This window comes from Streptomyces rhizosphaerihabitans (assembly GCF_025399795.1).
GTDB classification, from domain to species: domain Bacteria; phylum Actinomycetota; class Actinomycetes; order Streptomycetales; family Streptomycetaceae; genus Streptomyces; species Streptomyces rhizosphaerihabitans.
Map to the genome: position 1 here is coordinate 85,773 of NZ_JAODTZ010000005.1, position 13,249 is coordinate 99,021.

General features: G+C 67.9%; 17 protein-coding genes and 1 pseudogene. 11 read left to right on the forward strand and 7 right to left on the reverse strand.

Translation table 11 applies throughout. From position 1 onward, the window contains the following. Positions 1–56 precede the first annotated feature (56 nt). The 4 genes and pseudogenes from N4G66_RS06770 to N4G66_RS06785 all read left to right on the forward strand — a co-directional run. Positions 57–1,002 (forward strand): annotated as a pseudogene (locus N4G66_RS06770) (NAD(P)/FAD-dependent oxidoreductase); the annotation flags it as partial. 449 nt (positions 1,003–1,451) lie between these two features. Continuing rightward, the gene (locus N4G66_RS06775; RefSeq protein ID WP_261703043.1) at positions 1,452–1,613 is read left to right on the forward strand and encodes a hypothetical protein; all 162 of its coding nucleotides are present in this window, start codon (positions 1,452–1,454) and stop codon (positions 1,611–1,613) included. 70 nt (positions 1,614–1,683) lie between these two features. Next, complete coding sequence (locus N4G66_RS06780) at positions 1,684–2,370, forward strand: DUF488 family protein, N3 subclade (RefSeq protein ID WP_261703044.1); 687 nt, start codon at positions 1,684–1,686, stop codon at positions 2,368–2,370. An 88-nt stretch (positions 2,371–2,458) separates the two neighbouring features. Further along, positions 2,459–3,277 carry a hypothetical protein gene (locus N4G66_RS06785; RefSeq protein WP_261703045.1) on the forward strand — a complete coding sequence of 273 codons (819 nt, stop codon included), beginning with the start codon at positions 2,459–2,461 and terminating at the stop codon, positions 3,275–3,277. 508 nt (positions 3,278–3,785) lie between these two features. Here N4G66_RS06785 and N4G66_RS06790 read toward each other — a convergent pair. Both N4G66_RS06790 and N4G66_RS06795 read right to left on the reverse strand, forming a co-directional pair. Next, the gene (locus N4G66_RS06790; protein ID WP_261703046.1) at positions 3,786–4,262 is read right to left on the reverse strand and encodes a MarR family winged helix-turn-helix transcriptional regulator; all 477 of its coding nucleotides are present in this window, start codon (positions 4,260–4,262) and stop codon (positions 3,786–3,788) included. Between the two features lie 242 nt (positions 4,263–4,504). Then, the gene (locus N4G66_RS06795) at positions 4,505–4,843 is read right to left on the reverse strand and encodes a helix-turn-helix domain-containing protein (RefSeq protein WP_261703047.1); all 339 of its coding nucleotides are present in this window, start codon (positions 4,841–4,843) and stop codon (positions 4,505–4,507) included. Between the two features lie 1,013 nt (positions 4,844–5,856). Between N4G66_RS06795 and N4G66_RS06800 the strand changes: the two genes are divergently transcribed. Beyond that, positions 5,857–6,600: a DUF6292 family protein gene (locus N4G66_RS06800; protein ID WP_261703048.1), complete on the forward strand. Its 744-nt coding sequence runs from the start codon at positions 5,857–5,859 to the stop codon at positions 6,598–6,600. Positions 6,601–7,317: 717 nt separating this feature from the next. Here the strand turns inward: N4G66_RS06800 and N4G66_RS06805 are convergent. Further along, positions 7,318–7,521 (reverse strand): cold-shock protein, encoded by a 204-nt coding sequence (locus tag N4G66_RS06805; protein ID WP_261703049.1) that lies wholly within the window; start codon positions 7,519–7,521, stop codon positions 7,318–7,320. Here N4G66_RS06805 and N4G66_RS06810 point away from each other — a divergent pair. Continuing rightward, on the forward strand, positions 7,520–7,663 hold the full coding sequence (locus N4G66_RS06810; RefSeq protein WP_261703050.1) for a hypothetical protein: 144 nt from the start codon (positions 7,520–7,522) through the stop codon (positions 7,661–7,663). The genes N4G66_RS06805 and N4G66_RS06810 overlap by 2 nt on opposite strands. Before the next feature lie 294 nt (positions 7,664–7,957). Beyond that, entirely contained in the window at positions 7,958–8,173 is a 216-nt protein-coding gene (locus tag N4G66_RS06815) for a hypothetical protein (RefSeq protein ID WP_391858766.1), read from the forward strand. 566 nt (positions 8,174–8,739) lie between these two features. On the opposite strand, the gene trhA is transcribed toward N4G66_RS06815, so the two are convergent. After that, a complete protein-coding gene (trhA, locus tag N4G66_RS06820; protein ID WP_391858771.1) occupies positions 8,740–9,393 on the reverse strand; it encodes a PAQR family membrane homeostasis protein TrhA in 654 nt (217 codons plus the stop codon). A gap of 417 nt (positions 9,394–9,810) precedes the next feature. Here trhA and N4G66_RS06825 point away from each other — a divergent pair, with 417 nt between their 5' ends. Beyond that, complete coding sequence (locus N4G66_RS06825) at positions 9,811–10,350, forward strand: hypothetical protein (RefSeq protein WP_261703051.1); 540 nt, start codon at positions 9,811–9,813, stop codon at positions 10,348–10,350. Positions 10,351–10,681: 331 nt separating this feature from the next. Next, positions 10,682–11,041, forward strand: coding sequence for a hypothetical protein (locus N4G66_RS06830; RefSeq protein WP_261703052.1), 360 nt, complete (start codon positions 10,682–10,684; stop codon positions 11,039–11,041). 110 nt (positions 11,042–11,151) lie between these two features. Here N4G66_RS06830 and N4G66_RS06835 read toward each other — a convergent pair whose 3' ends face one another. Together N4G66_RS06835 and N4G66_RS06840 are read right to left on the reverse strand one after the other, a co-directional pair. Beyond that, positions 11,152–11,460: an SCO5918 family protein gene (locus N4G66_RS06835; RefSeq protein ID WP_261703053.1), complete on the reverse strand. Its 309-nt coding sequence runs from the start codon at positions 11,458–11,460 to the stop codon at positions 11,152–11,154. Positions 11,461–11,512: 52 nt separating this feature from the next. Beyond that, positions 11,513–11,815: a CBS domain-containing protein gene (locus tag N4G66_RS06840; protein ID WP_261703054.1), complete on the reverse strand. Its 303-nt coding sequence runs from the start codon at positions 11,813–11,815 to the stop codon at positions 11,513–11,515. 201 nt (positions 11,816–12,016) lie between these two features. Between N4G66_RS06840 and N4G66_RS06845 the strand changes: the two genes are divergently transcribed. Both N4G66_RS06845 and N4G66_RS06850 read left to right on the forward strand, forming a co-directional pair. Further along, entirely contained in the window at positions 12,017–12,289 is a 273-nt protein-coding gene (locus tag N4G66_RS06845; protein WP_261703055.1) for a hypothetical protein, read from the forward strand. After that, positions 12,289–12,516: a hypothetical protein gene (locus tag N4G66_RS06850; protein WP_261703056.1), complete on the forward strand. Its 228-nt coding sequence runs from the start codon at positions 12,289–12,291 to the stop codon at positions 12,514–12,516. The genes N4G66_RS06845 and N4G66_RS06850 overlap by 1 nt, the downstream gene beginning before the upstream one ends. Positions 12,517–12,748: 232 nt before the next feature. Here N4G66_RS06850 and N4G66_RS06855 read toward each other — a convergent pair whose 3' ends face one another. Then, positions 12,749–13,207 (reverse strand): hypothetical protein, encoded by a 459-nt coding sequence (locus N4G66_RS06855; protein ID WP_261703057.1) that lies wholly within the window; start codon positions 13,205–13,207, stop codon positions 12,749–12,751. Between the last annotated feature and the right edge of the window lie 42 nt (positions 13,208–13,249).

A 13,249-nucleotide genomic window follows, 5' to 3' on the forward strand; every position in this document is an offset into this window, starting at 1 on the left:
GGGAGCGGGGGGAGGACGCCGAGAACTGACAGAGAGTCAGATCAGTGGCCGAAACCCGCGCCGATCTCAAGCCGCTGCTCTTCGGTAGCTCGATCTCCGTCGGCGGTTCACTGACTACGACGACCGAGGTGGGGAACTTCCCCGGCCTCCCCGAGGGAGTGGACGGCCCCGTCCTCATGGACGACATGCGGGCCCAGGCGTAGAAGTTCGGCGCCGAGATGCTGGACGACGATGTCGTCGAGGTCGATCTGACCGGCCCCGTCAAGACCGTCACCGACAGCGCGGGCACGGTGCACCGGGCGAAGACCGTGATCATCGCGACCGGCTCCGGCTCCCGCAAGCTCGGCCTGCCCAAGGAGGACACCCTCTCCGGGCGCGGCGTGTCCTGGTGCGCGACCTGCGACGGCTTCTTCTCCGCGACCGCGACATCGTGGTCGTCGGCGGCGGCGACACCGCCATGGAAGAGGCCACCTGCCTCACCCTCCCCCAAGCTCTCGGCTTCACTCGAGCAGGGGGTGCCCCCTTGCCCGCTCGGTCACCGTCGTACACCGCCGCTCCACCCTGCGCGCCTCGCAGGTCAAGCAGAACCGGGCCTTCTCCGACGACAAGATCTCCTTCGCGTTCGACAGTGAGGTCGCCGAACTTCACGAGGAGAACGGCATGTTGAGCGGCATCACCCTGCGCGACACGTTCACCGGCGACCTCCGCACAGTGGAGGCGACCGGGCTGTTCATCGCGATCGGGCACGCCCCGCGCACCGAACTGTTCGCCAGACAGCTGGAGTTGGATGCGGAGGGCTGCCTGAAGGTGGACTCGCCCTCGACGCGTACGAACATTCCCGGCGTCTTCGGCGCGGGCGACATCGTCGACCACACCTACCGCCAGGCCATCACCGCCGCCGGCTCCGGATGCGCCGCAGCGCTGGACGCCGAGCGCTACCTCGCAACGCTCGCGGACACGGAGAAGCCCACCGATCGCGCCTCGGCCTGCGCGGCCGCCTGACCACACCAGTGACCTGCTACAAGACCACCAGCTGCAAGTTCAAGAAGGGCAGGGCCTGAGCTCGGGAGCGCCTGTGCCGATCAGCCATACGGAAATGGCGGGCCGCCTGCTGAGCGCCGACCCCCGCCGTGCCGCCGCCCACTTTAGAACCGTCTTCGCCGACGGCGAAACCGGCTCCCTGCTGTACGTCTCACGCGACCGATGGATCATCGACACCGACCACGGCGGCCGCACCGTACACACCCCACAGGAGACCCGGCACGAAGACACCGACGGAACCGAACACACGGTCCCGGCCCGAACTCCCCCAGCTTCACCTCCCCCATCGCCCTCCTGCTGCCCCGCTACCGCGCCATCCACGGCCGCCCGGGCGACGACTGGACCATCGACGACCGCGAACCCATCCGCACGGACCCGGACGGCGACCTGCTGCACGTCGGCTTCCGCGCATGGAGGACCCCGGGGTTCACCGCGACGCCCTGGTGCACCCGACCTCGTACTGCATCACGTCCTTCATCACCCCCGTCGGCACCGCGGAACTCCTCGGCCTCCGCTTCGAACTCAGCAAGCCGGAGACCGAACTGGCCCCCGCCCTGCTCGGCAGTTCGTGACCTGCCCGTCGCAGATGCACCCGCGACGAACCCCCACAGGAGCAGCCCACCCGCACTAAGATCCCGGTCCATGGCCGATCGCCCCTCAACTCCTACCGCTCTCTCCCCCGCACGGACGCTGGCCGCCCGCGTCCGCGCCCTTCGCGAGGAGCGCGGATGGACGCCCGAGCGCCTGGCGAAGGAGGCCGGCATCCAGTCCGCGACGCTGGCGCGCCTTGAGGGTGGGGGAGCAATTCAGCCAGGTTTCTTTACCGTTGGAGCTTTGGCCGAGGTGCTCGGGATCTCGCTCGACGAGCTGTTCCGGCAGGCACAGGGGCCAGAGGCCGGTCTGTGGTCCGCCGGATATGAGGGGCGGGACATCGATTCGTTCGTCACCTCCCTGCTGGAAGCGCAGATCAGCATGGTCGCCGACGTCCGCCTGACCCCCATCAGCCGCAAGCCCGGCTTCAGCAAGACCCGCCTCGGACACGCCCTCGGCGAGGCCGGCATCGCCTACACCCACCTGCGAGCCCTCGGGAACCCGAAGGATAACCGGGCCCCCTTCTGGGAAGGGCGCATCAGCGAGGGCCGAGCCCGCTTCCGCAGCCTGCTGCGATCCGACGCAGCCAGGGCTGACCTCGACGTACTCGCGGCACACGCAGGCCAGGCCCGAGTCGCGGTGCTGTGCTTCGAGAAGGACGAAGAGCGCTGCCACCGCCACGTCGTCCTGGAGACCCTGCGCAAGCGCACGTCACTACCCGTCAGTCCCTTGGCCTGAGTTCAACTCCCCTACGTGACGGCACCCTTGCACGTTCCCACCGTCTCACTTCCAATCTGGTCCAGACGAAACGGACCTGGGGTGGGGGATGACAGGAGCGTGGGAGCGCGCGCGAATACTGATCACAGTCAAGACGTATCCGGCACTGTCCACGAAGTACCGCGAGACCAGCTGCGTCGCCGGCATACGCCTCGACCGCGGCGCCCCCGAGCACGTCCGCCTCTTCCCAGTCCCGTTCCGGCTCCTGAAGCAGGAGAGCCAGTTCGCCAAGTACGCGATCATCGAAGTCGACGTACGCCGCCACCGCCAGGACCGCCAGCCCGAGAGCCTGCGCCCGAACCCGGACACCCTCAAGGTCTTCGACAGGATCGGCACGAGTGACGGCTGGCGCGAGCGCTACTCGATCCTCCGCCCGCTGATCGCCCCGTCCCTGTGCGCCATCAAACGGGACCAGGAAGAGCACGGCACGTCCCTCGGCCTCTTCCGCCCAGCGGCGGACACCGTCGGCTTCCGCCTCGAACCAGCTGAACCCTGGCCCGTCTCCAAGGCCGCTCTGGCCGACCAGATGGATCTCCTCGACCAGGACCTGAGCCAACTGGAGTGGGTGCCACTGGAGTTCCGCTACCGCTTCCGCTGCGACGACTCCGACTGCACCGGTCACGACATGGCGCTCCGGGACTGGGAGGCCGGCGAGTCCTACCGCAAGTACCTGCGCCAGTACGGGCAGCAGGGCGTGGAGGAGAAACTGCGCGAACGCTGGTTCACCCGAATGTTCGCGCCGGACCACGTCGTCCACTGCTTTGTCGGGAACCTGGCCAAGCGCCCCAGAACGTTCATGCTGCTCGGCCTGTTCTATCCGCGCCGGGACATCGTCGAGAACTACCAGGAAGAACTGTTCTCGCTGTAAACACGCCACGCACCACGTCGCATCCGAACGAAGGTCCTCTCAGCCCGCCCGGAATTCCGGGGGAAGCAGCGGGCATTGTCCCCGCGGCAGCACACCTTGGGGAACCGCGGGAGGACCACATGCACCAGGCCCTCAACGACCGGCAGCAGGCCGTGCTCGACTGGGTGGGCCAGGGATGCCCCGACGGAGTCTGGCCGGACAGCACGTACAAGGTCAGCGGACAAGCACTGCAAAGCCGCGGGCTTATCAAAATCACCAAGCGCCGCGGGCATTGGAGCGTCCAGCGCACCGGCAAAGGGCGGCAGTATCTCTCCGAACGCGGCATCCGCCCCGTGGAACAGAACCCTGAGCCACCTGAGCGGTCCGGCCGAAAGCCGACACCGCCACGGCCCAAGACAGTGCCGAAGGCCCGTACGAGCTACGCGGACCAACTCCTCGAAGAACTGGCCGCGACGATGGCTGCCTCATCAAGCCCCTCGAACCCGGCCCGCGCGCAGTCAATTGGGCATCACGGGTCAGCGCCGCCCGCAAGTCCGGCAAGATCCCCCACGCACAGGAGCTCTACGGATACCGCACGCACCGCGGCTACGAAATCAAGCTCGTCGACATCCCCGCCTGGAAGTTGGTCGCGCCGCTCGCGGACCTGCGCCAGGTGTTTGCGGCCCGCATGGGTCACGCAGAGTGTGACTTCGCGGCGGCTGTCGGGGCAGGGCCGGCGTTCGACGAAGCCGAGGGCCTGGAGGCGGTCGACCAGACGGGAGACCGAGGGCGCAGACGCGCCCAGGAGCCGGGTGAGCGCCCGCATACGGATCCCGTTGTCGCGGTCGACGAGATACATCACGCGCAGCTGGTACGCCGATATGTACGGAGGCGGGCCGTCGTTGCGGTCCTGTTCCCACATCACGTCGAGGAGCTCGGCGATGCCGCCGGCCTGACGGGCCGTGGCGCGGACGGGGTCGAAGCCGGGGCTGGTGCGCTCGGTCATGCGCTCTGTGTCCGCGGGGCCCGGATACTGATCCGGTTCCTGTATGCAAGGCCGGGCAGCACGCGAGTCCGACCCGGCCGGACGAGCCCCCTGGCCCTGGGTATGGTCACCAAGCATCCCGTTCTCTCACATATGACGACACGACAGCCCTTGGGGCCCGGCCCCGCCGTCAGCTCCTGATGTGTGCGCCTCCCCCGCGTACCACCGCAAGCCGGGAGACCGAGCGGCCGGTCCAAGCCGTCTCAGGCTGCGGCCGTCGGGCCAGCCGTTCCTGCGGCGCGCCGGTACTCGGCATTGATCCGCTGCGCTTCCTCGAGCTGGTCCTCAAGGATGACGATGCGGCAGGCAGCGTCAATGGGTGTGCCGTGGTCGACGAGTTCGCGGGCGCGGGCGGCGATGCGCAGCTGGTAGCGGGAGTAGCGGCGGTGTCCGCCCGCGGAGCGGAGCGGGGTGATCAGGCGGGCTTCGCCGATCGCGCGGAGGAAGCCCTGCGTGGTGCCGAGGAGTTCGGCGGCCCGGCCCATCGTGTAGGCAGGGTAGTCATCGTCGTCGATCCGGTCGAACGAGTCGTCTGCTGTCATTGCACCTCTCTCATGGAACGCGTGGAGGGGCCCTGGCGCTGTGCGCGCCAGGGCCCCGAAGGAACTGCTACACCATCTGCCGGCCCTGATACTGCGCCGGCCTTCTGTATCCGCACCAGCTCACGGTGAGTGTGAGCGTGTGCGGGGATCGCGGTTGCTCGACCGGAGACCACCTCACTATCGATGTCCTGCGGTACCCGGGCTCAGTCATTCCGCCCGGGCGATCCTGATGGCGCCTCGCTCCTCCGTTATTTCCTCTTGACCAACATTTACCGAAGGGGACTGCGTACTTCTGGCACTGCTCTACTGCGTGTCCTACTGCGACCTGAGGAAGCGTCACTCTTCGGCAGCCAGCCCCGTCACCCGTCCTGCGACTACTGCTGTGGCTTAGAACCCCACTGCCGAACCTCCCGATGCGCGCGCCCGCAGCCGACGCCTTCACCGAGGTACCACTCACCAACTTCACTGCTGGGTCCTGCGAACTGCACTTACCGGTACTGCAACTACAACTTCAACTGCGGTCCTGCTCACGGTGGCCCCTGATCACTGCAGGCCACCCGGTCCGGCCGTCAGTCCCGTCGCCGACCTGCAACAACCCTGGCTTCGAAACTCCACCACCGCACCGTCCTGCAACTGCCGCTACTACTCCCGGCAGTTCGTGTCTGCCGGGCCCTGCTGTCTTCCTGGCTACGAGAGAAACCATAGCCAGACGATCAGCCAATGTCTACTCCAGTCACCATAGATTTTCGCGTGGCCGGTGAGGAGGTAATCAGGCTCGAGGAGCGCGGCCACTCCCCGGGCGCAGCCGAGACGCAGCACAGGGTGCAGTGCAAGTCGCGCGGGTTGGGGTCTGTACGATCACCAGCCGCCGTACCCTCGCGGACGCGAGCCAGGACGGGCTGCCGCGCGGCTCCTGCGCCGGACCCCAGTCCGGCTCGGCGGGGTCTACAGCGACGTCACCGCCCGATTCCGACAGCGGAGAGAGTTCCGTGGCCTGCGAGACCAGTCCCCAGATGTCAGCTGAGCTCTCTAGGCGGGCGGGCCACTATGCCGCCGCTGTCGCCGAGCGCCTCCTGGACGCAGGTCTGCCGGTAACCGGGGTACAGAGCCGCGGTCCCTGGCACGACGCGGACGGTGGCGAGTACCTCGATGTCGAGGCAGGCATCTCGTTCACGCAGGCATTCCAGGATCAGCATGGCGGGGGCGACTGCGGGCTCCACTGGGCGGGCACGTCCGGCTGGTGTCTCTACACCGCCGACCAGGAGGACCGGTACCTCTCAGGTGTCCGCTGGCCAGGAGCCGGCCTGCTTCCCGAACCCCGCATCGTCGCGGCCTTCGTCGACGCCTTCCGTCGCGACCCGGCCGGAGCCGGAAGCAGCGAACAGCCCCTCTACCGGCAGGAGGGCCAAGACTTCGCCGTGCTGCTGGACAGCCTCGCCCCCTACCTTCCCGCCCAGCCCTGCCTGTTCGAAGAACCCCAGATCCGTTTCGCCGACCTGCACAGACGCGCCTACGAAGACCGTGTGCGTCGGGCACTGGTCTCCCGCGCCTCGCATCCACTGACCCACCTCTACCTCCGCCAGGGCGAACTCACAGCCCTCCTGCACCTGCTCGAGTACGCCGAAAGCAGCACCCCCAGCGCCCTCAACAGGCTGCTGGCAGCCGACCTCGGAGCCCGCGCAGGCCAGCCCCCCGAAGCCGCGGACACCCACAAGAGCGCCTTCCAGGAAGCCCACCACCGCCGACAAGCGTTTTGACGGAGACGGAGCGCGAAGGTACACCAGGCACGCTGTCCCCGAGCACAGACGAATCGTTTTGACGAACGTCACGGATGATCATTGGATGAACTCCAGCCACGGCGCACAGGCCGGCAGCGGCAAGCGCAGAGCCGAGGCCCGCGTTCCAGCACAAACACGCCGAACGCCTTCCAACCCCCGCGCACGCCCGTGGCCAGACCTCAGCGGAAACCCCGGACCCGAACACACCTCTCTACACACAGCTCGCCAGGGAATGGGCCGCCCGCGACGCCACCATCCCCTGCCACCCCGACCCGCTGTGGCAGCGCCTGGCCTCCCCCGAATACCTCAGGCACGACACAGAAAATACCCTGCGCCAGCTCCACCTCGCAGGAGGTAAACACTCCGCTGACCGCACAGCCCAGTCAGCTCAACCGGAGGCACCCCGGCGTGCGGGTCGATGAACTCCTGCCGGATTGTTCATCGGCATAAGCCCTTCGCACGCAGCCGCTGCTGTCGAGGCGGGGCACGCTCCCCTGCGCTAACCTCATCCGCGCGGTACGTCGGTCTCGACACGGATCAGGGCCGCGCAGCAACTGCGCGGCCCTGATCCGTGCATCTCAGATTCCGCCCCCGCCCCCGTCAAGCCCAGGCGCCCATTGTTTCGGGTCGGGCGGTGCGGCTGTATGAGGCAGCCGTGCCTGCCGACCGCGGCGCCCGCGGGCAGGAGGGGAGAGGTCAGGCCGGGTTGATGTTCTCGGCCTGCGGGCCCTTCTGGCCCTGGGTGACATCGAACGTCACGATCTGGCCCTCCTGCAGCTCACGAAAGCCCGCGGAGTTGATCGCGGAGTAGTGCGCGAAGACGTCCGGACCGCCCCCGTCCTGGGCAATGAAGCCGAAGCCCTTCTCCGCGTTGAACCACTTCACAGTTCCCGTAGCCATGTCTCATGCCTTCCAGTCGATGGACGCCTCCCACTTCATGCGGAAGGCGGAGGTGATCGCCCTGGTCCCTGCGGCACAGCACAGCAAAAAAGCCCACACCAAAGGCGTGGGCAAAGGGGAACTTCCGAACCACGACAGCTGACGCAGACGCTACACGCCCACGCACTCTGTCACCAGTAGAAACGATCACGCCCACACGCCGGGACTGGGTGCACGACGGCCGCCGACGCCAGCGAGCACGCTCATCTCAGACCGCGGCCATCGGGTTCGCGGCGTCGCCTCGATGAGAGGTCCCTTCGTCGACGGTTCGCGGGCGGGCGATGCACCGCAGGATCAGGGAATACGCTCGTCAGAGTAAGGTTCGCCGCTATGCGACGAAGGCGTAGAGCTCGCCGCACGCCTCCCCCAGGAAGCAGCCAGCTACCTCACCTCGCCGATGCCCACCGGCAGGCCACTGACCGGCTGGGGCTTCGTGAAGGACCTCGCCCAACGGCCCGGTGGCACTCTGGCGACACCCCGCAGGGACACCGGATCGGTCCCTAGCATCGTCGCCCGCCTCGCCGGAGACGACCTGACCGCCCGGATCATCGGACAACTCCCCGACGGCTACGCCCTGCTGTTCGGACGAGCCCAGCTCGCCCGGGCAGCCTGACAACAGGCCCGGAATCCAGCACCGTCAACGGACACGAACGGGCACACACGTCCCAGTGGCCGTCATGCCCGCCCGACCAGTGTGACGGCACCACGAAAGCCGCCCAAGGCGCCGCCACTCGGTACTCCAGCTGTACAGCGGCGACTTCCAGCACCAGTGCCTCTCCGTATTTGGATCGCTCTCAGCCCCTGGTTTCTAAGACACGAGACTGCCCGGAACGCCCGCGTTCCGGGCAGTCTGCATGGGAGTCAGCCGCCAAGTGCGTGGGGTGGCTGCAGGGTTCAACCGTCTCAGGCCGCGTCCGTTGGGTTCGGCGATCCGGTGACCCGCCGGTGTTCAGCGTTGATGCGCTGCGCTTCGTCGAGGAGCCCTGGGTGATGCCGCGTATCAGTCCGGCCCGTGGCGAGGCAGGGGGTAGTCATCGTCGAGACGGCCGTACGAGTCGGCCGCGGCCCTACCGCCTCCCTCACGGCGCGACGAGGGGTCCTGGCACCGTTGGTGTCAGGACCCCTCCGCACTGTCGTGCACCACCAGGCGTTGCGACGCGGGCCCGAACGTTGTCGCGGTCAGTAGGTGACCAGGGAGATGGCGATGTAGTGCGCCGTGAAGGCTGCCACGGTCAGGGCGTGGAACACCTCGTGAAAGCCGAACAACCGGGGTGAGGGGTCAGGGCGCTTGAGGGCGTAGACAACCGCGCCCGCGCTGTAGAGCAGGCCACCGACCACAATCAGGCTGAGTGCGGCCGCTCCCCCGGTATTCAGGAAGTCGGGCAGATAGCGGACCGGTGCCCAGCCCAGGGCCAGGTAGCACGGGGTGTACAGCCAGCGCGGAGCTCCGACCCACAGGACCCGGAACGCAATGCCGGCCAGTGCGCCCGCCCACACGATCCACAGCAGTATGGACCGCTGGCCCGGCGGGAGCAGGAGCACGGCCAGGGGGGTGCAGGTGCCGGCGATGATGAGGAAGATGTTGGCGTGGTCGAGACGCCGCAGCAGAGCTTCGCCGAGCGGCCCCCAGGTGCCACGGTGGTAGACGGCGCTCGTTGCGAACAGCATCCAGGCGGTGACCGAATACACGGCGCAGGCCACGGCTGCCTGCGGAGTGCGGGCCAGGCAGATGAGCACGATGCCGGCGATCAGCGAGGCGGGGACCATTCCCGCATGTAGCCAACCGCGCAACTGCGGCTTGATCGGTTCGACCAGGTCGGTTGCCCGCTCCACCAGCGCGGCCACCGGATGAGCGTTCCCTGTCGCTTGGTCGTCGCGTGATCCGGCGGGCGGCCCGTCTTCACGAGCCTCCCGCCGCCGTGAGGCGACGTAGATGCATTCGGCTTCAGCAGCGTCCTGGGACACGGCTTCTCGTCCTCCCTCGTGGGCATCACCGGTGATCATGGAGGCATGCTAGAAGACGACACTCGGACAGCATTCCGAGAGGTCGCTCGCGAACTCCGTGCTCACCGTCGCGGCCTGCTTTTCCGCAACGGTTGCGGTTGGTACTGCGACCTCGTTGATCCTGGCGTCGATTGGGTGTGCCGGAGCCGAATAAACCGGCTCGTCATGGGAACGATCAGGACTTCCGACCGGGCATTGGGCCCGCCTACGCGCAAGGACCGTCGATGCTTCCTGAGGTCCGTCCCCATGTATCCACCCCCCCTCACGAGCCAGTTGGAACACCAGTTGGGTCTGGCTCCGCATCTCGAGGCGGGCCGTCTTGATGTGGAGCGCGTCGCCGGCATCGCAGTCGTCGCAGCGGCTCACTCCGACGGATATGCCGCCACCGGCCATCTCCTCGGGCTGCTGGCCGCGCTGCCTGCCCCCACCAAGGCGGGAGAGCGCTTCTGGTCCGAGCTGTGGAGGTCATCGGGCACCGCCTATCTGCTGCCCGCCAACATCAAGACTCTGGTGTTGCGCTCGTTGACCGGAGAGGGAACCGCCCTGGCCCGGCAGATCCTATCCGCCGTCGACCAGATGACCCCGCCCCAGCGCGTCGCAGCAAGCGAGGTGATCGGACAGGCCCTCGTCGAGTCCGACGACTTCCCCGACCTCAAGACAGAGGTCATCGGCGAACTGTGGCTCCGGGATCTCGAACTCACCGCCTGGCGCGTCCTGCACGCAGACCGCAGGTCGGACGATCCCGTGGGGCGTAAAGCCTTCCTCGACGCCTGGATGAGCGTCTGAAGGGTTGTTCTCTGGAATGCGTTCACCACATGACGGAACCGCTCCATAGCCGTGTGCAGTGCTGACAGCGCGAGCTATCCCGCAGCACCGTCATCTGGGCCGACCGGGGAGCATCATCGGCAGGCCGCGAGTGCAGACGACGGGGTGGCCCTCGCGGTCGTTGACTTCTTGCGTGACGCGCGGGGGACCGGCTTCCCTTGACCATGGTTGAGCGCCTCACAAGCGCTACCCCGGTCACCCTCCGAAGCTTCCTCGTCAGACGGTCGGCACCCTCCGTGGCTGCTGTCACCACACGTCAAGGGCCGGGTGACCAGTCAATATAATCTCCCCCATGTCCAAGCCTGACGAGCTGCTCGTAGACATCGCCACCCTGGTGGAGTCCGGGCAGAGCAACCAGATGTCCCTGACCGTGGTCACCGGTGGTGCCGTCATCACCGGCCGACTGGCCCCCGAAGCGGTGTGGAGGCAGAGGGTGTCGGACGTGCTGACGGACTCCGCCCGCCTGGGCGAGTTCTCCGCCGTCTTCAACACTCCCGCGGAGAACGACGGACCTCCCACGCATCTGCACTTCCACGTCGCCCGCATCCTGCAGGGCACAGTCGGAATCCCCGAGACCGGCGGGATGTACCGCGTAGCGATCGACGACGTCAGCGCCTGGACCATGGGCGACTTCAGCTACTCCGACCACTGAGCAACCCCCGCGGAAAAACCCGTGGCGAGCGCTGTGGGCCCGGCTGGCGCGTGCCGGCCGGACCCACAGTGCCGTCCAGGTGCCGGCCTGCCCCTGTTTCCCGCGGTCGGTCAGACGGACACGGGAGTGCCGAGCATTGCGGAAGCGTGCTGCAGCGGGCTCAGGGCGCGTACGGGTGCGGCCTTGGGGAGGGCGCGGCAGGTGAAACCGAGCTGCGCCATGGCACGGAGGACTTCGGCGGCGCTGAAATCGCGGCGGTCCTGGCGGGTGATGACCTGGCCGACTTGCTTGACGGGGTAGTGGCGGCGGCCGATGATCACGGATTCGCCGGAGCCCGGCTCGGGTTTGATGCCCTTCATCGAGTCCAGCACGCTGGCTTTGGTGAGTTCGAAGGGGAAGCGGGCGATGACGCAACGCATGTGACCTCACAGGGAGAAGCAGGGGAGAACGGTACGGCCAGGGGTGGGCGGTTCAGCGGGAGAGGGCGAGGACGCCCAGAGCGCTGCCTTGCTCGTCGACCACCGGCAGGGCACCCAGCCGACGGGCGCGCATCGCAGCTTCGGCGTCGGCCATCGTGGTCACGGGTGAGGCGAACGACCCGTGGTCGCCGAGGAGGTCGCGAAGCCGGAAACGGTCCGTGTAGGCGGAACTGTCGCGGATCGTGGTGAGTTCGGCGTGGGTGACCAGGCCGGTGCACTGGCCGTCCTGGTCGCAGACGACCAGCCGGCCCGTGCCGGCGGCGGCCATGACCGGCAGCGCCACCTCGACGCTCATGTCGTCACAGACCTGCGGTCCGGCCGCTGCGTATCCCGCAGAAGGTCAAGGTCTGGTCCGACCAGCCCTAACCTCCCACCCACCGGCTGTCCGCTCCCCGCCGTCACACACCCTCGGATGGCCGCCCAAGCGGCATTGGCCCGGCGCAGTTGGCCGGATCGGGGCCCTCTGGGTGTCGGTGCCCGTGGCTACCGTCGCCCCATGGCGCTGGACGACGCGATCGGCAAGGCGAGACAGGAACGGGACCGCAAGGAAGAACAGGCGCGGCTCAAGGAGAAGTGGGAGGCAGAAGCGCAGCAGCGGGTGCGGAAGCTGGGTGCCGAAGCAGTCGCCCGGCTCGCGCCGTACGCCGGCCGGGAGTCCCTCCACCTCTTCTCTGGTCCGCAGGCCGCAGAACCTACCAGCGGGCCGGGTCGTGGTGGTGCTGGCGGATCAAGGACCTGGAGAGCGGTTCGGTCATCCATCCCCAGGTGATGCTGCTCGTCGTGGCCCCGGACAGGACCACGGGGTACCTCGCCGCGGTGAGCCTAGAGCAGCCGAGAACCGATAGGGGTCAGTACCTGACGACGCTGGCCCCGGAGCGGGTCGGGCCGGTCCCCTACTCCAAGCAGCACCCGATGGCGTTCTTCGGATCGGAGTGGGTCGGCTACCTGGAACAGGACGTGGCGGACGCCATCGTCGGCTACGAACGCGAGGGCTGACGGCCCGACAGACGACAGGCACCGGACGGTTCACCGCCCGGTGCCCTGCTCCGTCCGCTCGCACCCTTCGACGCGATCGGTCTCGTGCGGCCGTCCGCGCGGGGCCGGTCGGATACCGGGCATAGGCGGCGGACCTGTTCTCCCGAGCGACGGCGAAGTGACAAGTAGCTCAGTGTGACTTTAGGGCCTCCGCTTCAGTGCGGGACTCGTCACCGGACCCCGCGCGGAGGGCCTAGCGTTTGATCTCGCCGGCGCTGGAGGGGGAGCTGCCCAGCCTCCACCCGGACGACTGCCCGGAGCGGAACGTTCGCCCCGACTCGACGGCTTCCTTGTTCCGGGCGAACTCCCGCTCTGCGACGGTAGTGTTCCACTGCCGGGGTGCGGACGGCTGCGGCTTTCCGGTGCTGGCCTGCTGGGCCTGTTTCAGGCAGGAGGCGTGGCAGGTCTTGCCCGACTTCGCCACCGCGGTGGGGCGTTTACCGAGGGGCTTGTGGCAGATGGCGCAGGACCGGGTGCCAGCACGGGGTTTCTGCCCTGTCGCGGCCTTGGCCTTGCCGGTGGGGCTCTGTTGCGCCGGCACCCGGCTGGGGTTGGCTGCGCGGTAGGCGTCGGCGCGGGCCCAGTGTCCGCCTTGGAGGGTGCAGGGCGTGCCAGCGGGAGCGTTGCAGGCGGGGCAGTTCACCGATTGCATCTGCTTGGGGGTGGGCGGTTTCGGCGTCTGCTTCACGGGCGC

Coding starts and splice junctions, on each gene's coding strand:
- N4G66_RS06850 (WP_261703056.1), top strand. CDS start 12,289: ATGCTGCTCGTCGTGGCCCCGGACAGGACCACGGGGTACCTCGCCGCG.
- N4G66_RS06840 (WP_261703054.1), bottom strand. CDS start 11,815: ATGAGCGTCGAGGTGGCGCTGCCGGTCATGGCCGCCGCCGGCACGGGC.
- N4G66_RS06805 (WP_261703049.1), bottom strand. CDS start 7,521: ATGGCTACGGGAACTGTGAAGTGGTTCAACGCGGAGAAGGGCTTCGGC.
- N4G66_RS06775 (WP_261703043.1), top strand. CDS start 1,452: ATGGAGGACCCCGGGGTTCACCGCGACGCCCTGGTGCACCCGACCTCG.
- N4G66_RS06795 (WP_261703047.1), bottom strand. CDS start 4,843: ATGACAGCAGACGACTCGTTCGACCGGATCGACGACGATGACTACCCT.
- N4G66_RS06785 (WP_261703045.1), top strand. CDS start 2,459: ATGACAGGAGCGTGGGAGCGCGCGCGAATACTGATCACAGTCAAGACG.
- N4G66_RS06845 (WP_261703055.1), top strand. CDS start 12,017: ATGGCGCTGGACGACGCGATCGGCAAGGCGAGACAGGAACGGGACCGC.
- N4G66_RS06825 (WP_261703051.1), top strand. CDS start 9,811: ATGTATCCACCCCCCCTCACGAGCCAGTTGGAACACCAGTTGGGTCTG.
- N4G66_RS06790 (WP_261703046.1), bottom strand. CDS start 4,262: ATGACCGAGCGCACCAGCCCCGGCTTCGACCCCGTCCGCGCCACGGCC.
- N4G66_RS06800 (WP_261703048.1), top strand. CDS start 5,857: ATGTCAGCTGAGCTCTCTAGGCGGGCGGGCCACTATGCCGCCGCTGTC.
- N4G66_RS06815 (WP_391858766.1), top strand. CDS start 7,958: ATGCCCACCGGCAGGCCACTGACCGGCTGGGGCTTCGTGAAGGACCTC.
- N4G66_RS06830 (WP_261703052.1), top strand. CDS start 10,682: ATGTCCAAGCCTGACGAGCTGCTCGTAGACATCGCCACCCTGGTGGAG.
- N4G66_RS06855 (WP_261703057.1), bottom strand. CDS start 13,207: ATGCAATCGGTGAACTGCCCCGCCTGCAACGCTCCCGCTGGCACGCCC.
- N4G66_RS06810 (WP_261703050.1), top strand. CDS start 7,520: ATGTCTCATGCCTTCCAGTCGATGGACGCCTCCCACTTCATGCGGAAG.
- N4G66_RS06835 (WP_261703053.1), bottom strand. CDS start 11,460: ATGCGTTGCGTCATCGCCCGCTTCCCCTTCGAACTCACCAAAGCCAGC.
- N4G66_RS06780 (WP_261703044.1), top strand. CDS start 1,684: ATGGCCGATCGCCCCTCAACTCCTACCGCTCTCTCCCCCGCACGGACG.